This window comes from Shimia sp. R10_1, from assembly GCF_017744095.1.
GTDB lineage: Bacteria > Pseudomonadota > Alphaproteobacteria > Rhodobacterales > Rhodobacteraceae > Shimia.
The window spans coordinates 324635-347057 of the sequence record NZ_JAGHQX010000002.1 but is presented as its reverse complement, the minus strand read 5'-3'; the positions used below and the strand labels follow the sequence as shown (position 1 = coordinate 347057).

At 58.5% G+C, this 22423-nt stretch carries 14 protein-coding genes; 10 read left to right on the top strand and 4 right to left on the bottom strand.

The features are described 5' to 3' along the window. The first annotated feature begins 143 nt into the window (after positions 1-143). Positions 144-5579, top strand: coding sequence for an alpha-2-macroglobulin family protein (locus tag J7413_RS06075; protein WP_209097167.1), 5436 nt, complete (start codon positions 144-146; stop codon positions 5577-5579). A 1-nt stretch (position 5580) separates the two neighbouring features. After that, positions 5581-7620: a penicillin-binding protein 1C gene (gene pbpC / locus J7413_RS06070; RefSeq protein ID WP_209097166.1), complete on the top strand. Its 2040-nt coding sequence runs from the start codon at positions 5581-5583 to the stop codon at positions 7618-7620. Between the two features lie 126 nt (positions 7621-7746). Here pbpC and J7413_RS06065 read toward each other — a convergent pair whose 3' ends face one another. Next, complete coding sequence (locus tag J7413_RS06065) at positions 7747-8922, bottom strand: acetyl-CoA C-acyltransferase family protein (protein WP_209097165.1); 1176 nt, start codon at positions 8920-8922, stop codon at positions 7747-7749. A 167-nt stretch (positions 8923-9089) separates the two neighbouring features. On the opposite strand from J7413_RS06065, the gene J7413_RS06060 reads away from it, so the two are divergent. The 5 genes from J7413_RS06060 to J7413_RS06040 all read left to right on the top strand — a co-directional run bounded on the left by J7413_RS06060 (position 9090) and on the right by J7413_RS06040 (position 14757). Then, positions 9090-9647 carry an XRE family transcriptional regulator gene (locus J7413_RS06060; RefSeq protein ID WP_209097342.1) on the top strand — a complete coding sequence of 186 codons (558 nt, stop codon included), beginning with the start codon at positions 9090-9092 and terminating at the stop codon, positions 9645-9647. 335 nt (positions 9648-9982) lie between these two features. Next, positions 9983-11170: a glycine C-acetyltransferase gene (locus J7413_RS06055; RefSeq protein WP_209097164.1), complete on the top strand. Its 1188-nt coding sequence runs from the start codon at positions 9983-9985 to the stop codon at positions 11168-11170. Beyond that, positions 11167-12117: a cysteine synthase family protein gene (locus J7413_RS06050; protein ID WP_209097163.1), complete on the top strand. Its 951-nt coding sequence runs from the start codon at positions 11167-11169 to the stop codon at positions 12115-12117. The genes J7413_RS06055 and J7413_RS06050 overlap by 4 nt, the downstream gene beginning before the upstream one ends. Before the next feature lie 19 nt (positions 12118-12136). Beyond that, positions 12137-13165, top strand: coding sequence for an L-threonine 3-dehydrogenase (gene tdh / locus J7413_RS06045; RefSeq protein ID WP_209097341.1), 1029 nt, complete (start codon positions 12137-12139; stop codon positions 13163-13165). Between the two features lie 260 nt (positions 13166-13425). After that, positions 13426-14757 carry a DEAD/DEAH box helicase gene (locus tag J7413_RS06040; protein WP_209097162.1) on the top strand — a complete coding sequence of 444 codons (1332 nt, stop codon included), beginning with the start codon at positions 13426-13428 and terminating at the stop codon, positions 14755-14757. A 66-nt stretch (positions 14758-14823) separates the two neighbouring features. Here the strand turns inward: J7413_RS06040 and J7413_RS06035 are convergent, their stop codons facing one another. Continuing rightward, positions 14824-16251, bottom strand: coding sequence for an aldehyde dehydrogenase family protein (locus J7413_RS06035; protein ID WP_209097161.1), 1428 nt, complete (start codon positions 16249-16251; stop codon positions 14824-14826). Between the two features lie 258 nt (positions 16252-16509). On the opposite strand from J7413_RS06035, the gene J7413_RS06030 reads away from it, so the two are divergent. The 3 genes from J7413_RS06030 (at position 16510) to J7413_RS20640 (ending at position 19275) form a co-directional block, all read left to right on the top strand. Continuing rightward, on the top strand, positions 16510-17163 hold the full coding sequence (locus J7413_RS06030) for a peroxiredoxin (protein ID WP_209097160.1): 654 nt from the start codon (positions 16510-16512) through the stop codon (positions 17161-17163). Between the two features lie 214 nt (positions 17164-17377). Continuing rightward, complete coding sequence (locus J7413_RS06025; RefSeq protein ID WP_209097159.1) at positions 17378-17689, top strand: hypothetical protein; 312 nt, start codon at positions 17378-17380, stop codon at positions 17687-17689. Continuing rightward, on the top strand, positions 17686-19275 hold the full coding sequence (locus J7413_RS20640; RefSeq protein ID WP_209097158.1) for a methyl-accepting chemotaxis protein: 1590 nt from the start codon (positions 17686-17688) through the stop codon (positions 19273-19275). The genes J7413_RS06025 and J7413_RS20640 overlap by 4 nt, the downstream gene beginning before the upstream one ends. Positions 19276-19369: 94 nt before the next feature. On the opposite strand, the gene J7413_RS06015 is transcribed toward J7413_RS20640, so the two are convergent. After that, entirely contained in the window at positions 19370-20158 is a 789-nt protein-coding gene (locus J7413_RS06015) for a glycosyltransferase family 25 protein (RefSeq protein ID WP_209097157.1), read from the bottom strand. An 85-nt stretch (positions 20159-20243) separates the two neighbouring features. Further along, the gene (gene pnp / locus J7413_RS06010) at positions 20244-22385 is read right to left on the bottom strand and encodes a polyribonucleotide nucleotidyltransferase (protein WP_209097156.1); all 2142 of its coding nucleotides are present in this window, start codon (positions 22383-22385) and stop codon (positions 20244-20246) included. Positions 22386-22423: the final 38 nt, after the last annotated feature.

Below are 22423 nucleotides of genomic sequence, written 5' to 3'. Positions count from 1 at the left end.
CGCCGATCCTCAAGCCGTCTTATCGTTAGAGGCCATATTCCTGTCAGTCGATGAACATCTGCTTAATACCGGGATGTGTTTGCATCGTTGCAATGCAGGTTTGTGACATGGCACGATCAAGTTATTGATTGTTGGAGAATAGAATGCTGCGGATTTTAGCAATTGGGCTGTTTGCGATGGCGGGAACGGCGGCGAAAGCACAAGAAAGCTATGTGCCGGAGAAACGCCTGGTGGTGAGTCGCGATGTCGATTTCTACGGATCCGATTTGCAAAACCTGTTTGATACAACTTATGAGGCTTGCGCACAGACCTGCCTCAGCAAGCCTGAATGTGTGGCCTTTACGTTCAACCAGCGCTCCAATGCGTGTTTTCCAAAATCTGAAGTCAATGAGCGGCAGCCCTACGATGGTGCCGTGTCGGCTGAGGTGTTTTCGGCTTCGGAGACAACCCTGAGGACAGCTCAGGCTCGGGGCAAAGACTTGGGGTTCCTTTCGGAGAATGATCTTGCTCGTGCCAAAGACCTTGCTGCCAACATCGGACGCAGGCACGCAGGCGGCCCTTGGACGGTTGCCGATATGCTTCAGGCGGCAAAAGAGCGTCGCGCCGAAGGTAACATGTTGAGCGCAATGCGTTGGACAGGTGGCGCGCTGAGCAAAGCGGATCGCAGTGACCTTTGGCTGGAGTATGGTCGGCTCAATGCTGGTTTGCGCGGGGATCGCACTTCTGAGACGCGAAGATATAAAGAGCAAGCTTACCTTGCCTCTATAAATGCATACCTGCGCGCCACCTCAGACGCGGAGCAAGTGAACGCGTTGGTGTTGATGGCCGAGCGTCTGGAAGACCAGGACCGGGGCAAGGCGGTGCTGCGCAGCCTGCGTCTTGCCGAGACGATCAGCCCACGCAGTGAGGTTCTGGACAAACTGGAAGATGCCATCGGAAAGTACGGCTTTCGCGTCTCTGATCACCAAGTTGAAAGCGACTTGGAAGCCCCGCGCTTGTGCGCGGAATTCAACGAAGCGCTCATCGAGACCGGTCAGGATTACACGCCTTACGTGAAATTGCCCGATGCCCGTTTGGCACTTCGTGTGGAAGAGCGGCGTATCTGCGTGGAAGGTTTGGCACATGGGCAGGACATTCAGGTCACCTTCAGGGAAGGGCTGCCAGCAAAAAGCGGGGAGAGCCTTGTACGCGACACCAATGTCCGTGCGTATGTGCGCGATCGAAGCCCGCGCGTTGCGTTTGCAGGCAGAGCTTATGTTTTGCCGCGCAGTTCTGATGCGGCGATACCCATTGAGACTGTTAACCTCAACGAAGTGTCCCTGACGCTTCAGCGGGTGAACGATCGCAATATTTTGCGTGCCATGCAGGACGGGTATTTTGGGCAACCTCTGAGCTATTGGCAGATGGAGGATTTTGATCGTGATGTTGCAGAAACCGTATGGACCGGCACTGGACAAGTAGAAAACACGCTCAACCAGACCATGACAACGCGCCTGCCAATGGCAGATTTGGTCGCGGGACAGGCTGCAGGTGTCTACGCACTGACGGCGGATGTGCCGGGCGCCGACAAATATGATGAAACATCGACGACGCAGTGGTTTCTTCTGTCTGACATCGGGATTTCGAGCTTAAGTGGCAGCGATGGTTTGCACGTGTTTGTGCGACAGCTGTCCGATGCAGGCGCGTTAAGTGGTGCAACGGTCACTTTGCTGTCGCGCGCCAATCGCGTTTTGGCGGAGGCAGTGGCTGACAATGAAGGATATGCTGTTTTTGATGCAGGTCTGACACGTGGTGCCGGCAGCGCGTCGCCTGCACTGCTTATGGTGCAAAAGGGGGATGATTTCTCTTTCCTGTCCCTGACAGACCCCGCCTTTGATTTGTCAGATCGTGGCGTTGAAGGGCGCCCCGCTACGCCGCCAATTGATGTCTATGTCACCACAGATCGCGGGGTCTATCGCGCGGGTGAGACGATTTATGTGACCGCCTTGGCGCGCGGTGATCGTGCACAGGCGCTGCCGGCCTTGCCCTTGACGGCCATTCTCACACGTCCGGATGGTGTGGAATACAGTCGCCGGATTTCCGTTGATGGTGTCGCTGGCGGGCATGTCTTTGAACTGCCCCTAGGCGCCACTGTGCCGCGTGGGCGCTGGTCACTGGCGCTTAAGTCCGATCTGGAAGCGCCTGCCTTGGCGACAGCCAAGGTGCTTGTCGAAGACTTCCTGCCTGAGCGGATCGACTTTGACCTGACCCCGCCAGATGGTGCTTTTGACGTGCAAAATCCGAGCCCATTGGCGCTTAGTGCCAGATACCTTTTTGGCGCTCCTGCCGCCAATCTGGATGTGGAAGGGCAAGTGACACTGAAAGCGCGCGAGACGTTTGAGGAATATCCGGGTTTCCGTTTTGGTCGATATGATCTGCCGTTTTATGGGCAGACCGAGTATTTCTCTGGCGACGTGACAGACAGCAAAGGTCAGGCAGATATCTTTGTGCCATTGCCGGAGCAAGAGGCCAAAGGCCGTTCCCTGATCGCGGAGGTGGCCGTACGCGTGCTGGAAGGGTCTGGCAGACCAGTGGAACGTCGCATCAGCCATCCTGTCGCCGCAACAACACCGATGGTGGGGATCAAGCCGCGTTTTGGCGAGGACGTTGTGCCGGAAGGCAGCCAAGCCAGCTTTGAGCTCCTTGCACTTAATGCCGATCTGACCCCCGCCGCCATGCCAGTCAATTGGACCGTGAACCGTTTGCGCACGCATTACCAGTGGTATCAGCTCAATGGCGGCTGGGAGTGGGAGCCCACAACCACGCGCGAGGTTGTGGCGCGCGGGTCCGTAACGCTCGACGGTGCGCCGTTGGTGGTCAGCGCAGATGTTGATTGGGGCCGCTATGAGATAGTTGTGACCCAAGACGGCGGTGACTATGTTTCCACCGCGATCACGTTTGATGCGGGGTGGTATGCCCCGGTAGACGCGACCGAAACCCCCGATACGCTTGAGTTGTCGCTGGATGCAGAGCGTTATCGCAGTGGCGAGACTGCGCAGTTGCGCCTTGTGCCGCGTTTTGCCGGGACCGCGTTGATTTCTGTGATGTCCAACCGGCTCATCGCTATGAAAACCGTTGAGGTCCAGGAGGGCGAGAACCTGATAGACTTGGACGTGACAGACGAATGGGGTGCAGGCGCTTATGTCACCGCATCGGTCATTCGGGCCGGGAACGCGGCAGCAGGGCAAAACCCTGCACGTGCGCTTGGTTTGCAATATGCGCAGGTCGATCCGGCAGAAAAGCAGCTAGCGGTGTCTATCGCTGCGCCTGATGTGATGGATCCACGCGGTCCACTTGATGTGGCGCTGCAAGTGGATGGTGTGAAACCTGGTGAAACGGCCTATGTGACTTTGGCAGCTGTGGATGTTGGGATTCTCAATCTTACTAGCTTTGCGAGCCCTGACCCGTCGGGACACTACTTTGGTCAACGCCGATTGGGTATGGAGGTCCGCGATGTCTATGGTCGCCTGATCAACGGCTTGAGTGGGGCCATGGGGCGCTTGCGGTCTGGTGGCGATGCCAATGCGGCAGGAGGTTTTGACTCGCCACCGCCAACCGAAGAATTGGTTGCCTACTTTAGCGGTGTTGTCGCGGTTGGCGAGGATGGGGTTGCGAATGTGCAGTTTGATATCCCCGAATTCAACGGCTCGGTGCGCTTGATGGCGGTGGCGTGGTCTCAAACAGGCGTTGGCCAGGCAGAGGCTGAGGTGCTGGTGCGTGATCCGGTTGTTGTGACGGCTAGCTTGCCGCGATTCCTTGCGCCCGGTGATCAGAGCCGGTTGCTGTTGGAGTTTGTTCATGCAGAAGGTGCCGCTGGCCGGATGGGACTAGATGTGGAAGCCGAGGGCATTGCCCTTGATGCGGCTGCGAATCCTTCGGGGTTTGATCTCGCTGCGCAGGGGACACAGAGCTTCTCTATTCCGCTCACCGCGCTGGAAACTGGCGATCATGCTGTGCGAGTTGCGCTGACGACACCCGATGGCAAGACCTTGACCAAATCTCTCATGCTGCCTGTTCGGGCCAATGATCCGGCGGTGAGCGAAACCCGGCAACTCACGCTGGCCGCAGGTGAAACACTGTCGTTGGGGGCTGATTTGTTTGTCGATTTGCGCGCCGGTAGTGCGGAAGCGGTGGTTTCCTCTGGCGCGCTGGCGCGTTTTGATGCGCCGGGCTTGCTGCAGGCGCTGGACCGTTACCCTTATGGCTGTACTGAGCAGGTGACCTCTCAAACCCTACCGCTCCTCTATTTTGAAGATGTGGCAAATGGTTTGGGGCTTGGGGTCGATCAAGATATTGATGCACGCATTGCTGAGGCGATCTCGCTTGTTTTGACGCGTCAGGCGAGCAATGGCAGCTTTGGTCTTTGGCGTCCTGAGTCCGGTGACTTCTGGCTCGACGCTTATGTCACTGACTTTCTGTCGCGCGCACGCGCGCAGGGGCATGCGGTTCCTGACCCGGCATTCAAGCAGGCGATGAACAACCTGCGCAATCGTGTGAACTATGCCCCGGATTTTGACAGCGGTGGCGAGGACTTGGCCTACGCCCTGATGGTGCTGGCACGTGAAGGTGCCGCTGCTATGGGCGATCTGCGCTACTACGCCGATGTGAAAGGCACAGCTTTTGCCACGCCGCTGGCTGCTGCGCAGTTGGGGGCAGCCTTGGCGCTTTATGGTGATCAGATGCGTGCGGACGAAATGTTCCGCACGGCAGCGCGTAAGATCGAAGCGCAGGAGGGTCGTGAAGAGACACCGCTTTGGCGCGCCGATTATGGCACCGACCTGCGCGACGCTGCGGGCGCGGTTGCGCTGGCGGTTGCAGCCGGTAGTGAGGCGATCGATATAGACGGCTTGCTGCACCAAGTGGCCGCGGATAGGCAGGAGCGATCCACCCAAGAGGCGGTGTGGTCGTTGATGGCGGCGCATGCGTTGACTGAGGATGAACGTCCCAATGGGCTGATTTTGAATGGGAAAGCGTTGAATGGGCCGCTTTTGCAGCGCTTGAAGGAACAGGATGTGTCACAAGAGGTCGCCCTTACGAACGCAGGCGACGTGCCTCAGGTTGTGACCGTGACCACCGTGGGTGTGCCAACCTATCCAACGGAGGCGCGATCCTATGGCTATCGGCTTGAACGCGCGTATTTTTCTTTGGAGGGGCAACCTGTTGAGCTGGAAACGGTACGCGCGGGAGAGCGCTTTGTGACAGTGCTGACAGTTGTGCCAGCAAGCGACGGTGGAGCGCGTTTGATGGTCAATGACCCATTGCCGGCAGGCTTTGAAATCGACAATCCCAACCTGCTGGCAGCAGGGGATTTGCGTGACATGGATTGGCTGCAATCTGTGGAGGCGGCCAACACTGAGTTCCGCGCAGATCGCTTTCTGGCGGCGGTGGATTGGCGTTCGGACCAGCCGTTTCAGTTGTCCTATACGGTGCGTGCGGTGAGCCCCGGGGATTACCATCATCCAGCGGCGTCTGTTGAAGATATGTATCGCCCGCAGTACCGCGCCAACACCGCGGCGTCGCGTTTGGTTGTGACCGAATAACATGCGGTTTTTGCCCGTTTTTCTGGTGCTGGCGCTTCTGTTTGTAGCAGGGGCGCGAGACGCTTTTGACAAATGGGTCGAAACGACAGAGCTGCCCAACCTTCTGGCTGATACCTCTGTGGAAGTTGTGGATCGGAACGGTCTGCTGCTGCGCGCCTATACCGTAGAAGGGGGATTGTGGCGGCTTGGTGCGGGCTATGGTGAGGTGGATCCGCTCTACATAGATGTACTTCTGGCATATGAAGACAAACGGTTTTGGGATCACCAAGGCGTTGATTTGCGGGCGCTTTTACGTGCCGCAGCGCAGTCTCTTTGGCACGGTCGGGTGGTCTCTGGCGGCTCCACTTTGACAATGCAGGTGGCGCGGTTGATTGAGGATTCTGGCACCGGATCCTGGGCGGGCAAGCTGCGTCAGATCCGTGTGGCGCTCGCGCTGGAGCAGCATATGAGCAAGCGCGAGATCCTTGAACTTTATCTCACCCATGCGCCATTTGGCGGCAATCTCGAAGGCATACGTGCTGCCACTCTGTCTTGGTTTGGCAAAGAACCTCAACGACTTACACCCGCCGAGACGGGGCTTTTGGTTGCGTTGCCGCAAAGCCCCAATGCACGGCGGCCGGATCGCCATACCGCTGCGGCTGCGGACGCGCGGGAAAGGGTGCTGAGGCGGGCTGAGGAAGCCGGTGTTTTAGATCAGGAAAGCGTCGCTGGAGCGCTGATGACTCCCGTGCCAAGGGTGCGGCGGGCGTTTCCCTCAGTTGCCATGCATTTGGCGGATCGGGCACTGGCTGAGACGCCGGAGCTTCAGAGGCATGAGGTGACGCTGGATCGTGCGCTGCAGACTTCGTTGGAGGCTTTGGCACAGGACGCACTGCGAGGGCTGGAGGCACGGGTGTCGATTGCAATGGTTGTGGCGGACCACACGAGCGGAGAGATCCTCGCTTCAGTTGGCTCCGCTGGGGTCATTGGTGCGGATGCGCGGCAGGGGTTTATTGATATGACCCGTGCCAAGAGATCTCCGGGATCGACGCTTAAGCCTTTGGTTTATGGACTTTCTTTTGACCGAGGACTTGCGCATCCGGACACGATGATTACGGATCGGCCCACGCGGTTTGGACGCTATGCACCGCAGAATTTTGACGGGCGCTTTCGCGGAGAATTGCGGGTGCGGGAGGCCTTGGCGCAGTCGCTGAATATCCCTGTTGTTATGCTGACGGATGAACTGGGGCCGGCCAATTTGATGGCCGCCATGCGCGCGGCGGGGATGGCCCCTGAGGTGCCGGGAGGGACCGCTGGGCTGGCGGTGGCATTGGGCGGCGTTGGGGTGTCGTTGGAAGAGCTGGTGACGCTCTATGCGATGATCCCACAGGGGGGTGTTTCGACACCTTTGTTGTGGAAGTTTGGGAGAAATACCTCACAAAGACAGAGGGTTATGAGCCGGTCGGCGGCTTGGCATCTGGGGGATATCCTGTCTGATATTGCGCCGCCTGCGGGGGCGCCGCGCAGTGGCTTGGCCTATAAAACCGGAACCAGCTATGGGCATCGGGACACTTGGGCGATTGGCTTTGATGGGCGGCACGTGGCTGGGGTCTGGATTGGCCGACCGGATGGCACACCTGTGCCGGGGGCTTTTGGCGCTGAGGTGGCGGCGCCGGTGCTGTTCGATGTGTTTCAGAGGCTGAAACCTACGCTTGATCCGCTGTCAGCACCGCCGCCGGAAACGCTGATCGTCAACACGGCGCAACTGCCTGAGCCTCTTCAAAAATTTCGAGGGCGCAATGCTGTTTTTGAGAGCGCAGAGGACGCCCTTGAGGTGGCGTTTCCTCCTGAGGGCGCGCGGCTTGCGAATGCGGTGGGGGGCATGACGCTCAAAGTCAAAAATGCGGCTTATCCGCTGACCGTATTGGCCAATGGCGCGCCAGTTGCGAGTGGGGTGCGCAGGAGTGATGTGACCGTTCCCACGGTAGGGCGGGGCAGTGCAACTCTGACCGTGATCGATGCGCGTGGACAGTCGGATCGAATCACTGTCTGGGTCGATTAGGGCCCAAATTAACCATTTGCAGAGCTGTCGGTATTGCGTCGGTATCGCGACTGTATTGCGTAGGTGCCATTTCGGTGGGCGGCCAAGGCGTTAACTTTTGACCGCCCACCAGATTCTGAGAAAGATTTAGATGCGCTCAATCGCCAGTGCGATGCCCTGACCGCCGCCGATGCACATGGTGGCGAGACCTTTGGAACCGCCAGTGCGCTCCAGTTCATACATCAGCTTTACGGTGATGATTGCGCCGGTTGCGCCAACCGGGTGGCCGAGGGAAATCGCACCGCCGTTTGGATTGACTTTGGCAGTGTCCAGACCAAGGCCTTTGTTCACGGCGATCGCCTGTGCGGCGAAGGCTTCGTTGCTTTCGATCACGTCAAAGTCGCCAACAGACAGGCCGGTTTTTACCAGCAGGTTTTCCACGGCTGGAACAGGGCCAATGCCCATCACTTCTGGACGGACGCCAGCGTGGGCATAGCCCAGAACGCGGAACTTTGGTGTCAGGCCAGCGGCCTCTGCAGCCTCTGCACGTGCGAGCACAACAGCGGCGGCACCGTCATTGAGCCCTGAAGCGTTGCCTGCGGTCACACGGCCGTCTTTTTTGAAGACCGGACGCAGGCTGGCGAGTTTTTCCAGTGTGGAGGCGGTTGGATGCTCATCACGTACAAACGGCACCATGTCGCGCTTCACCTTGACGTCGACTGGGGTGATCTGTTCGTCAAAATAGCCGGCCTCGATCGCGGCGGCGGCACGTTCCTGACTGGTGAGGGCAAAGGCATCCATATCTTCGCGGGTGACGTCGTGTTCATCGGCGACGTTTTCGGCGGTGATGCCCATGTGGCCGGTGCCAAACGGACAGTTGAGCGCGCCGAGCATCATGTCGAGGGTTTTCACATCGCCCATTTTCTGGCCCCAGCGCTGTTGCTGCATGATGTAGGGCGAGCGAGACATGTTTTCGGCACCACCGGCCAGTGCGAAATCCGCATCGCCCAGCATCAGGGACTGGGTGGCAGACACGATCGCCTGAAGGCCAGAGCCGCAGAGGCGGTTCACGTTCATGGCCGGGGTGGTGTTGGGCACGCCTGCTTCAACGGAAGCAACGCGGGACAGATACATATCGCGCGGCTCAGTGTTGATGACATGGCCGAAAGCCACATGGCCGATCTGGTCGCCCTGAACGCCCGCGCGTTCGATGGCGGCTTTGGAGACCGCAGTGGCCAGCTCAATAGGGGGGGTGTTGGCAAGCGCGCCGCCAAAAGTGCCAACAGCGGTGCGTGCGCCGCCCAGAATTACGATGTCCGACATGGGTGATCTCCTCTCCGTCGTATTTGCGCTGCACTATGCAGATGCAGAAAGGGGGCGTCACCAGAAACGGAGCGTCACAGCGCGGCACCCGTAGTCTTACGGATGGGGGCGTGTTGGATGGCGGGCTGTTGATTGACAAATTGGGGATGTTCGCAGCATCTGGGGGCATGGATACCGATTTGCCCATTCTGGATTTGCTGCCGAGCCGGTTGCGAGAAGCGCGGCGTGCGCAAGGTTTGTCACTGGATGCTGTGGCGAAACTGTCCGGCGTGAGTCGATCTATGGTGAGCCAGATTGAACGTGGCGAAAGCAGCCCGACCATAGCGACCCTGTGGAATTTGACGCGGGCTTTGCAGGTGGATTTTGCCGGGTTGCTGGATGCGGAAGCTGCAGACAAGGTTGAGGTGCTGCGCGCCAGCGATGTGCCGCGTTTTGACAATATGGGTGAGGGCTGTCTGATCCATATCCTGTCCCCGCCCGAAGATGTGGGCGGGCATGAAGTCTATGACATCCGGTTTGAGGCGGGCGGGCGTTTGATGAGCCAGCCCCACAAACGCGGCGCGCAGGAACAGCTGACCGTTCTGGAAGGCGCGGTGCGGGTGAGCAGCGGCGCAGCCGCGCAAGACTTGGCTAAGGGCGACACGGCGCGCTATGCGGCGGATGTGGCGCATGGGATTGAGGCCAGCGAGGCCGCGCGGGTGTTTTTGATTGTGAAGAATGGGTGAGGTTTGGCGCGTAGGGGTGCGCCTGCCTGAGTAGGTGCAGTCAGACGGAGGTTTTGGATCAAAGCCTGTCAAAACCCGCAACCGGTTTCACTTCATCCAGCGTTGCTGATGCACCTGCCGAGGGTCAGCCCCGCTTTCGGGACATTGCCTGTGGCAATACCCTGTCGCGCGATGGGTGCAGCCCGACCTATCGGCCGGCGATGCTGCCGTTCGTATGATACCTTGAAGTCAAATGAATTCCAAAATTCAGGATTTTTGTCCGCTATAGTGAAATTTCCTCTTCACGGAGGTAAATCCGCTATGATAGATGATTGTCCATCATTATGGAGATTCCCATGTCAGACGCTTTTTTGAACGACATCCGCGCCACGCTCAGAACCATTGAGGCGGAGGGGATGATGAAGCGGGAACGCATGATCACCTCGCCTCAGGGCGGGGAAATTGCGGTTGGAGAGCGCGAGGTCATCAACCTTTGTGCCAACAACTATCTTGGGCTGGCGGACAATCCGGCGCTGATTGAAGCGGCCAAGGGGGCGATGGAACCACGCGGCTTTGGCATGGCCTCTGTGCGGTTCATCTGTGGCACGCAGGACATTCATCGGGAGCTGGAGCAGAAGCTGGCGGCGTTTCTCAAAAAGGATGACGCGATCCTGTTTGCGGCCTGTTTTGATGCCAATGGCGGGCTGTTTGAGCCGCTGTTGGGGCCGGAGGATGCGATTGTCTCGGACAGTCTGAACCATGCGTCGATCATTGATGGCATCCGGCTTTGTAAGGCGAAGCGCTATCGGTACGCCAACAATGACATGCATGACCTGGAAGGGATGCTGAAACATGCGCGCAATGAGGGTGCGCGCCATGTCATGATTGCGACGGATGGCGTGTTTTCCATGGATGGCTATCTGGCGAACCTGCCGGAGATCACGCGGCTGGCGAAAGAGTATGACGCGGTGGTGATGGTGGATGACTGCCATGCGACCGGGTTCATGGGGCCAAACGGAGCGGGCACGCCGGATCATTTTGGCGTGGATGTGGATATTCTCACCGGGACTTTGGGCAAGGCCCTTGGGGGGGCAATCGGCGGTTACATCGCGGGGCCGCAGCCAGTGATCGACCTGCTGCGGCAGCGGGCGCGGCCCTACCTGTTTTCCAATTCGTTGCCGCCGAGCATTGTTGCCGCCGGGATCGAAGCGCTGCGGCTGGTGGAAGAAGGTGCGGAGATGCGCGCGCGGCTGTTTGAGCATGCGGCTTATTGGCGGGCCGGGCTTGAGGCGCTGGGCTTTGACATTCTGCCCGGTGAGCATCCAATCATTCCGGTGATGCTGGGCGAGGCGACGCTGGCACAGGAGATGGCGGCGCGGCTGTTTGAGGAGGGGGTCTATGTCTCTGGTTTCTTCTTCCCGGTGGTGCCACGCGGGCAGGCGCGCATTCGCACGCAGATGAATGCGGCCTTGAGCAAAGAAGAGCTGGACCGGGCGCTGGCGGCGTTTGGCAAAGTGGGCAAAGAGCTGGGAGTTTTGACATGATCTTACCCTCTGTTGTTGAGGCGATTGGCGATACGCCGCTGGTGGAGCTGAGCCGGATTTGCGCGCGGCTGGAGTTGGACGGGCGGATTGTGGCAAAGCTGGATTACCTGCTGCCGGGGTTTTCCAAGAAGGACCGTGCGGCCAAGGCGATCATTGAGATGGCGCGCAAGGATGGCACGCTTGCGCCGGGGCAGACGGTGGTGGAGCTTACCTCTGGCAATATGGGGACCGGACTGGCGATTGTCTGCGGCATTCTGGGGCATCCGTTTGTTGCGGTGATGAGCGCGGGCAATTCGGTGGAGCGGGCGCGGATGATGCGGGCCTTGGGCGCGGAAGTGGTGATTGTGCCGCAGGCCGCGGGCAGTAAGCCGGGCGAAGTCTCGGGGGCGGACCTTGCCATGGTGGATGAGGCGGCGCAGCGGATCACCCAAGAGCGCGGGGCGTTTCGCGCAGATCAGTTTGGCCACGAAGGCAACCCGAAGGCGCATGAAACTGGCACCGGGCCAGAGATCTGGGCGCAGTCTGACGGGGCGGTGACGGCCTTTTGTGACTTTGCAGGATCTGGTGGCACATTGGCGGGGGCGGCGGCGTATCTCGGCCCCAAAGGTGTACGCTGTTATGCGGTGGAGCCGGAGGGCGCGCGGGCAATTGCGGGCGAAACCGTGACGCAGGCAGAGCACCCGATCCAAGGCGGCGGCTATGCCATGGGCGATCTGGTGCATCTGAACGGCACTGCGCTGGCGGGGCATCTGTCGGTGACGGGGGACGCCGCGCGCGAGGGCGCGCGTTTGCTGGCGCAGAGCGAAGGGATTTTCGCAGGCTTTTCTGCAGGGGCCAATCTGGCAGCGGCGGCGGAGCTGTTGCGCGGGTCGGAAAAAGGCGGCTGTGTGGCGATTGTGATGTGTGACAGTGGCCTGAAATATCTGTCCACCGATTTGTGGGAGTGAGCAGATGCGCCCAAATACGATGACTGCGCTTGAGAAATCCCACCCTGAGCAGGGGCTGTGGATGGTGCAAGCGCCAGTGCCTGAGATCGGGCCGGATGAGGTGTTGATCAAGGTCAACAAAACCGGGATCTGTGGGACGGATATTCATATCTGGAACTGGGATGACTGGGCCAGCGCCACGGTGCCGGTGCCGATGATCACGGGCCATGAGTTTGCAGGTGAGATCGTGGAGATCGGGCGGCGGGTTGAGGGGCTGGAGATCGGCCAGCGCTGTTCGGGGGAAGGCCATATCATCGGCCATGAGAGCCGTCAGGCGCGGGCGGGGAAGTTTCACCTTGATCCCGGCACGCGCGGCATTGGCGTGAATGTGCAGGGGGCCTTTGCGCAATATCTGCGGTTGCCTGCGTTTAATGTGGTGCCTTTGCCCGATGATATCCCCGATGAGATCGGCGCGATTCTGGACCCTCTGGGCAATGCGGTGCACACGGCGCTGAGCTTTGATCTGTTGGGGGAGGATGTGCTGATCACAGGCGCGGGGCCAATCGGGATCATGGCGGCTGCGGTGGCCAAACATGCGGGTGCGCGCCATGTGGTGATCACGGATATCAACCCGGATCGGCTCGCGCTGGCGGAACATGTGGTGCCCAACGCACGCGCGGTGAATGTGGCGCAGGAAGATCTCAATGATGTGATGCACGGGCTGGGCCTGAAGGAAGGCTTTGACGTGGGGCTTGAGATGAGCGGCGCGCAGGTGGCGCTGGATCAGATGGTGGAGGCGCTGGTGATGGGCGGCAAGATTGCCCTGTTGGGCATTCCGCCGGGGCAGTCGCCTGTGGACTGGAGCCGGATTGTCTTTAAGGCGATCACCCTCAAAGGTGTCTATGGCCGGGAGATGTTTGAGACCTGGTACAAGATGATCGCGATGTTGCAGAATGGTCTCGATGTCAGCCGGGTGATCACCCATGAGATGCCGGTGGGGGATTTCAAAGCCGGGTTCGCGGCGATGAAATCCGGCAAGTCAGGCAAGGTGGTTCTGGATTGGCGATAGGGCAAGGATATTGACATTCTACGCACACACTATATGTGAGGCGCGTCGTTGCGCAGCCGCGTGAGCAGGCCGCGCCGCGCCCCCAAGAGGGCGGACAGGCGCATCAACGACGCTTTCGTTCCCATCACGCAGGGTTCTGACGGATAGGCCGGGTTGGCGCAGAATGGGTCTGTGCAATGGCGGTGCTGTCAAACCTCTGAGCGGATGCCGCCGGCACCGCTGTTTGCCGTGCGTGATGCGTGCGGTTGAAAGGACATATTGTGGCGCAATTTGAAGATCTGGGCCTGTCATCCACCCTGCTCAAAGGGTTGAAGAAACACGGCTTTGACGCCCCGACACCGATTCAGGCCAAGGCCATACCGCTGGCGCTTGAAGGACATGACATTCTTGGCCTCGCACAGACAGGCACCGGGAAATCGCTGGCCTTTGGTTTGCCGATGATGGACCGTCTGCTGGAACAGCCGGGCAAGCCTTTGCCGAAATCCGTGAAAGCGCTGGTGCTGGCCCCGACGCGCGAGCTGGTCAATCAGATCGCCGACAACCTGCGCCCGCTGGTGCAGGGCACACCGATGAAGGTGATGACTGTGGTGGGCGGCCAGTCGATCAACCGCCAGATTGCGATGCTGTCGCGCGGCACCGATATTCTGGTGGCCACACCGGGGCGGCTGATTGATCTGCTGGACCGCAAGGAAATCAACCTGTCCACTGTTACCAACTTGGTGCTGGATGAGGCGGATCAGATGCTGGACATGGGCTTTATCCATGCCTTGCGTAAAATTGCGCCGCATCTGGGCACGCCGCGCCAGACCATGCTGTTTTCGGCCACCATGCCCAAGCAGATGGAAGAACTGAGCCAGAGTTATCTGACCAAGCCCAAACGGGTGGAGATCGCGCCTCCGGGTAAGACCGCGGATAAGATCACGCAGAGCGTGGAGTATCTGGAAAAGGGCGAAAAACGTGTGCGCCTGCGGGAGATCTTGTCGGAGAACATGGGCGAGAGCACGCTGATTTTCTCCCGCACCAAACATGGTGCGGAGCGGATGATGAAGCAGCTTGTCGCTGACGGGTTCAACGCGGCTTCGATCCACGGCAACAAGAGCCAGGGGCAGCGGGACCGCGCGATTAAGGCGTTTCGCGATGGTGAGATCACTGTGTTGGTGGCCACTGATGTGGCGGCACGTGGGATTGATATTCCGGTGATTTCGCTGGTGATTAACTTTGACCTGCCCAATGTGGCTGAAAGCTATGTGCACCGGATTGGCCGCACCGCGCGGGCGGGCCGTGATGGGCGCGCGATTTCCTTCTGTGCGCTGGATGAGCGGGATTATCTGAAGGACATCGAAAAGCTGATCGGGCGCAAGTTTGACCGCCCTACCGATGAACTTCGGGAGATGAAGAAAGAATACGGCACCGGGCCACGCTCCGGTGGCGGCGGGCGTAAGCGTGGTGGCGGCAAACCCGGCGGCGGAAAGCCCGGTGGTGCTGCGAAGTCCGGTGGCGGTCAGCCAAAGAGCGCAGCCAATGGCAATGACAAGCCGGGTGGCGGTCGCCCGCGTCGGCGGCGCAATCGCTCGCGCAAGCCAGCGGCATAAATACAGCATAAACAAAAAAGGCCGCAGCGGTGTGCTGCGGCCTTTTGTTTTGATGGAGCGTCCCGGTTAGGCCATAGGCACGCCGGAAATCGCCTTGGTTTCGCAGAATTCCTCCAGACCCCAGCCGCCGCCTTCGCGGCCATTGCCAGATTGGCCGTAGCCGCCAAAGGGGGAGCCGTTGACGCGGCCCACGCCGTTGGTTTCCACCATACCGGAGCGCACCTGACGGGCGACACGCAGGCGTTTGTCGTCATCCTGCGTCTGGATGTAGTTGGTGAGGCCATAGACGGTGTCGTTGGCCATCTGAACCGCCTGCGCCTCGCTGTCAAATGGGGAGATAGCGAGCACCGGGCCGAAGATCTCTTCGCGGTAGATGGTCATGTCTGGCGTGACATCGGCAAAGACGGTGGGGCGCACGTAGTAGCCTTTGTTCATGCCTTCTGGGCGGCCAAGGCCACCGGCCACGAGGGTTGCGCCCTCTTTGATGCCGATCTCGATCAGGCCCTGAATCTTGTTGAACTGCACCTCAGAGACCACTGGGCCGATGTGGCGGCCTGACTCAGTTGTGGCACCGACCTGCACCGCTTCGGCGGCGGCTTTGGCCTGTTCCACGGCGGCGGCATAGGCGCTGCTTTCCACCATCATGCGGGTGGGCGCGTTGCACGACTGGCCGGAGTTTTGCATGCAGTGGATCACGCCGCGTTTGACGGCCTTTTCATCCGCATCCGCAAAGATGATGTTGGCACCTTTGCCTCCGAGTTCCAGGCTGACACGTTTGAGGGTGTCGGCGGCGGCTTTGGAGATGGCGATGCCTGCGCGGGTGGAGCCGGTGAAGCTGATCATATCCACATCCGGGTGGGATGAGAGCTGGCTGCCGACGCCGACGCCATCGCCGTTGACCATGTTGAACACACCCGCCGGGAAGCCTGCCTCGTCCATCATTTCGGCAAAGACGATGGAGGAGAGCGGCGCGATTTCAGACGGTTTCAGCACCATGGTGCAGCCCACCAGAAGCGCAGGGATCGCTTTCAGGAAGACCTGATTCATGGGCCAGTTCCACGGGGTGATCATGCCGCAGACGCCGATGGGTTCTTTGCGCATGCGATCTGCGCCCATGGCGTATTCAAATTCGAAGTTTTCCAGCGCTTCAAGGAAACCATCCAGATGCCAGACTCCGGCGCCCCATTGGTTGTTGCTGGCCAGATCAAGCGGCGCGCCCATTTCTGCACGGATGGCCTCGGCCATGTCTGCACGGCGGGCGACGTAGATCTCGCGCAGTTTCTTGACCAGTGCCACACGCTCTTCCAGTGGAGTGTCCGCCCAGGCGGGGAAGGCGGCACGTGCCGCGGCCACGGCGGCGTCTGTATCTGCCTGATCACCGAGAGAAATCACCGCGCAGGGCTCTTCGGTGGATGGGTCGATGACAGTGAGGTCATTGGCAGTCACGGGATTAACCCATTGGCCGTTGATGTAGAATTGGCGTTTATCGATCATGGTTCCCTCCCTATCGATCCTTGCGGGCACTCTGCCCGCGACATCCGGGCTGTGCAAGAGTGTGTACGTGCAATCGGACGCCGGGTTATTTTGGATATATCCTGATCCCAAAAGGGGTGGTGCTTAGAAGCTGGTGATGTAGTCTGTGCCTGCCTGCGGATGGAAAGGCCTATTCTGAGCGGCCATTTCCTACGAGGTGTTTTTATACTGCGACAACATTTGCCGCTGACAGACAGACCCGCGAATAGGGAGATTCAGATGGGCCTTAGAATTAATGATACTGTGCCAAATTTCACGGCAGAAACGGATCAGGGCACGATTACGTTTCATGATTGGATAGGTGACAGCTGGGCGATCCTGTTTTCGCACCCCAAAGACTTTACGCCGGTTTGCACGACTGAATTTGGTGCAGTGGCGCAATTGGCAGATGAATGGGCCAAGCGTGGCACCAAAGTGTTGGGTGTTTCCGTTGATGGTGTCGAAGACCACAAGGGCTGGAAGAAGGACATTGAGAGCTATGGCGGTGCGGATGCTGGATTTCCGATCATCGCAGATGAGGGGCTAGAGGTGTCCAAAGCCTTCGATATGTTGCCAGCAGAAGCCTATTTGCCAGATGGGCGCACGCCTGCTGACAGTGCCACTGTACGTTCTGTTTTTATCATCGGGCCTGACAAGCAGCTGAAGCTGTCAATGACCTACCCGATGAATGTGGGGCGCAATTTTGCAGAGATTCTGCGGGCGCTTGAGGCATTGCAGACCGCGGCGAAGGAAAACATTGCGACGCCGGCAAACTGGACACCGGGTGGTGATGTGGTCATTCCAGTGGCCGTGAGCGATGCGGATGCGACTGCCAAATATGGGGAGTTCACCACCCATTTCCCTTATCTGCGCACCACTAAGTTGCCAGGTTAATTAAGGGAGGCCCGTACGCTGACGGTGCTACGGCATACAAACAATCAAATGAGAAGGCGTCGTGCGATATGCGCGGCGCCTTTTTCTTTGCTTGATTGATTTGCTCTAGCCGCACTTTTTCCTCTGTGAAAACCAATAAATTCTTAGGCGTTTGTTTCTGCGCTTGCTGGCATCGATTAATTTGGTGGCAATTATTTTGCGTGCAGATGGACCAATGACCCGACCTGTCCAATTTCTGCCTGCGATTCTTGGAATCGTTTTCTGCCTGACGGTAACCCCGGTTCTGGCAGTTGTGGGCGCGCCTTTGAAAGAGGGTGAACCGGTGGTGGTGGTGGCAGCGCCGGGCGCGGATCTGAACCGCATTGTTGAGGCCTCTGGTGGCTGGGTGATTGGCGTCTCGCGTGCGCCAATGGCGGTCATGGGCGCATCTGATGTCGAAGATTTTGAAGACAGACTTAAGGAAAACGGGGCATGGGCCATTTTGGACGGCGAAGCGCTATCCTGGCTCTGCGGAGTGAAAACATGATTGAACATCCCAAACTTACCCAATCACATCAGACTGGTGTGAAAGTCGTCGCAATTGTCACAGCACTCTTGGGTGCGTTGGCGTTTGGCGTCGCAATTCTGCGCGGCGGCAATTTTGTAGCGCTTGGCGGCGCCTCGGCGGTGCTGGTTGGCCTGTCGGTTTATGCGATGCGCCTGCAAGGCAATCTGGCTGCGCGTTTGAGCGTTGCCGTTGCAAGCTCTGGCCAAATTATGGTGCTGCTTGCCGCTATGGCTGGCCATGCATGGCAGCTCGACATTCATATGATGTTCTTTGCGATGTTGGCGATTTTGACGGTGATGATATGTCCGGTTGCGATTTTGGCCGCCGCTGGTGTTGTCGCGGTTCACCATCTGGCGTTGACGTTTCTGTTCCCAGTTTTGGTGTACCCGTCTGTTGATTTGGTTGAGAACCTTGGGCGTACCATTGTGCACGCGCTGATTGTGGTTGCAGAGACTGGTATTCTGGTTGTGTCGGTGAACAACTATCGCAAGCAGCTTCAGGAACTGGCCAAAGAGCAACAAGCGCAGCAAGATCTGATGGATACGCTGAACGAGGAAAAGGCCAGCATTGAGACCAAAGAGAAAGTGCAAACCGAAGTGGTGGAGACGCTGCACGACAAGTTAACGCTGATCTCTGAAGGCAATCTCGACGCTTATGTGCATACTCCGTTTGAGGACAGCTATGAGGATCTGCGCAAAAGCTTCAATGCGTCGGTGACGTCGCTGAGTGGCATTGTCAGCTCCGTGACCACGATTTCTAATCAGATCGAAACAGACAGCCGCGAACTGCGTGAAGTGTCTTTGAATGTGGCGCACAGCACGGAAAAACAAGCGGGTGAGCTGCAGCATGTCACTGAGGCTGTTGAGCAGATCGCGGATGCCATGAAGGGCGCAGTTGATAAAGCTGTCGATACCCAACACCGGTTTGACAACACAACAAAGCTGACCCGCGAAGGCACTGAAGTTGTGCGCAAAGCTGTCAGCACAATGGATGAAATCGAAGCGAGCTCGGCACAGATTGACACGGTTGTGGCGCTGATTGAGGACATTGCGTTCCAGACCAACCTTTTGGCGCTGAACGCCGGGGTAGAGGCGGCGCGGGCCGGGGAAGCGGGCGCAGGGTTTGCGATCGTGGCCTCGGAGGTGCGCGAGCTGGCGCACCGGTCGGCTGAAGCTGCGCAAAACATCAATGGGCTGATCAGCCAAAGCAACGGGCATGTGTCCAGCGGCGTGTCGCTGGTGCGTGAAGTTGGTGAGGCGCTGGAGACCATTTTGGGCGATGTGAGCGAAGTGCGCACCAATATTGCCGAGATTTCCGAGATCTCTGACAAGCAAGCGCAATCGGTGGCTCAAATCCGCGACAGCATGCAAACGATTGGCTCTGAGACGCAGGCCAATGCTGCGCGGTCTGAAGAAGCCTCTGCGGCGACCTCCAGCCTTGATATGGCGGTGGATCGTCTGGTGGATGGGTTGTCCGGGTTCCGTGTGGCGGAAGCGGTTGAGGAAGCCTTTGAAGAAGCCATCTTGTTTGAAGATGATGATGACGAAGAGTGGGCAGCGGCCTAAAGCCCTTTGCCCCTGAGAAAAATATGACCGCTCCTGTTTCCGGGGGCGGTCGATTTGTTTGCGGCCTTCCGCGTTCGGTTCATCGATCCGTTTGCTACGAAGCCCGGAAGAGGCTCTTGAGTTTGTTCAGAAAAACCCACCCGTAGACCGGGAGCTTTCGCCGTAGAATCTGCTTTGAGCGTGGCAAAGTGCTTGTGGACCGGGATCCCATTGCGTCTATGGAGCTTGCAACTTGGCGCGGAGGTACAAGGACTGGGTCCAGGTGCATGCCGCCACCTGTCTTGGCGAACCAAGCGCGCATGCGATCGTCAAGTGGGCCATCAATGCCGCCGTGATGCACTTGGTTTACAAACGCGCGTGCGCCTTCTTTGGTCCACAGACAAGCGGTCGTGAGGACCGGGAAATACCAAGACCGCAATAGTTGACGACCTGACAGTGCCGCGAGCGGTGTGTTTCGTTTGCGATATGCATTGCAAAGATTGACGCAATCCAAACGGTGTTTGGGATTTGCTTCGTGCCACTTTATTATTTCAGATACGTCTCGGGCCAATGATTTCGGAACATCGGCGTCGTCTTCCAGAATGAGAAGGTATTCTTCGGAGCCGGTGGCAAATTTTTCGAGTGCATGTAAGTGGCTGAGGAAACACCCAATTTCGCCACTGTTCAACTCACGCCCAAACAAATGGGATTGTCGCTTGCTATTGTTCAGGTGATGGGTTTTCAGATTGGTTGCCCGACCATCGACAGCAGGAAAGCGAGACCATGGGAGGTCCGCGTCTTGCAATAGGCTGCCTGTTACGCGAAGCCTCTCAGCGTCCGTTTCCAAATTGATGACCCAAGTCGCCAGTTGTGCGAGTGGAGCTTCATCTTGTTGCTGTGGCATGTTTTGTCCCACACTGTCGCCAAAGCCGTTAAGCAAGAGAGCCCCGACCAATGGCCGGGGCTCTCTGGTGTCTTAAATTCAAGACTTAGTCGTCAGACTTTTCTTTTTTCTCAGGAACGATCTCTTCGCCGGTTTCCTGATCCACAACTTTCATGGACAGGCGCACCTTGCCGCGGTCGTCAAAGCCAAGCAGTTTGACTTTCACTTCCTGGCCTTCTTTCAGAACGTCGGAAGGGTGGTTCAGGCGGCGGTTCTCGATCTGAGACACGTGCACCAGACCGTCGCGCTTGCCGAAGAAGTTCACGAAGGCACCGAAGTCGACGATTTTCACAACTTTACCGGTGTAAACCGCGCCTTCTTCTGGCTCTGCCACGATCGCGTGGATCATGTCATAGGCCTTCTGAATGGAGTCGCCATTCGGGGACGCGATCTTGATCACGCCTTCGTCGTTGATGTCGACTTTGGCGCCGGACACTTCGACGATCTCGCGGATCACTTTACCACCGGAGCCGATCACTTCGCGGATCTTGTCGGTTGGGATGTTCATGGTTTCGATGCGCGGTGCGTGGACGGAGAACTCGGATGCGCCGGAGAGAGATTTGTTCATCTCGCCCAGGATGTGCATGCGGCCTTCTTTCGCCTGTGCGAGCGCTTTTTCCATGATCTCAGGTGTGATGCCTGCGACTTTGATGTCCATCTGCAGCGAGGTGATGCCGTTTTCGGTACCCGCCACTTTGAAGTCCATGTCGCCGAGGTGGTCTTCGTCACCCAGGATGTCGGTCAGGATCGCGTAGTCACCGCTGTCTTCCAGGATGAGGCCCATGGCCACACCGGCAACGGCGGATTTCAGAGGCACACCTGCGTCCATCATGGACAGCGAGCCACCGCAAACGGACGCCATGGAGGAGGAGCCGTTGGATTCGGTGATCTCGGATACCACGCGCACGGTGTATGGGAAGTCAGTTGCCGCTGGCAGAACTGCCTGCAGCGCACGCCATGCCAGTTTGCCGTGACCGATTTCACGACGGCCCGGGGAGCCCACGCGGCCAACTTCACCCACGGAGTAGGGAGGGAAGTTGTAGTGCAGCAGGAAGTTGGAGCGGAAGTTGCCGTGCAGCGCGTCGATGATCTGCTCGTCGTCGCCGGTGCCCAGAGTGGTCACAACCAAGCCCTGTGTTTCACCGCGGGTGAACAGAGCGGAGCCGTGGGTCCGTGGCAGCATGCCGGTTTCACAAACGATGTCGCGGACTTCGTCGGTTTTACGGCCGTCAATACGAACGCCGGTTTTCACAACGTCGCCACGCAGGATGCCTGCTTCGAGCTTCTTCAGCGCGGAACCGAGGTTTGCGTCTTCGAGTTGCTCTTCTGTCAGCGCCTCTTTGATCGCGTCACGGGCAGCGGCAACAGCGCTGGTGCGCTCCTGCTTGTCACGCAGAGCGAAAGCTGCGCGCATTTGCTCTTCGCCAGCCGCTTTCACCGCTTCAAACAGCTCGGTGTATTCTGGTGGTTGGAAGTCAAACGGCTCTTTGGCGGCGTCTTCGGCCAGTTCAATGATCAGGTCGATCACTGGCTGGATCTGCTCATGTGCGAAGGTCACGGCGCCAAGCATTTCTGCTTCGGTCAGCTCGTAAGCTTCAGATTCAACCATCATGACGGCGTCTTTGGTGCCGGCCACAACCAGATCCAGACGCTGGTCTGGGTTGGAACGCAGGTCCTGCATGTCGTCAACGGTTGGGTTCAGAACATATTCGCCGTCTTCAAAGCCCACACGTGCGCCCGCGATTGGGCCCATGAATGGTGCGCCGGAGATGGTGAGCGCGGCAGAGGCTGCGATCATTGCCACGATGTCTGGGTCATTGACCAGATCGTGGGACAGCACGGTGCACATCACCAGAACTTCGTTTTTGAAGCCATCAACAAACAGCGGGCGGATCGGACGGTCGATCAGACGCGCGGTCAGTGTTTCTTTTTCAGTAGGGCGCGCTTCGCGCTTGAAGAAGCCACCCGGTACTTTACCGGCGGCGTAGTATTTCTCTTGGTAGTGTACGGTCAGCGGGAAAAAGTCCTGACCGGGCTTTGGTGCCTTTGCAAAGGTCACGTTGGCCATGACGGAGGTTTCGCCCAGAGTGGCGATCACGGTACCGTCGGCCTGACGGGCAACCTTGCCCGTTTCCAGTGTGAGCGTCTCTTCGCCCCACTGCATGGATTTCTTTGTTACTTCGAACATCATCGTATCCTAGCTGGGAGCCCTCCCGGGCGTATCCC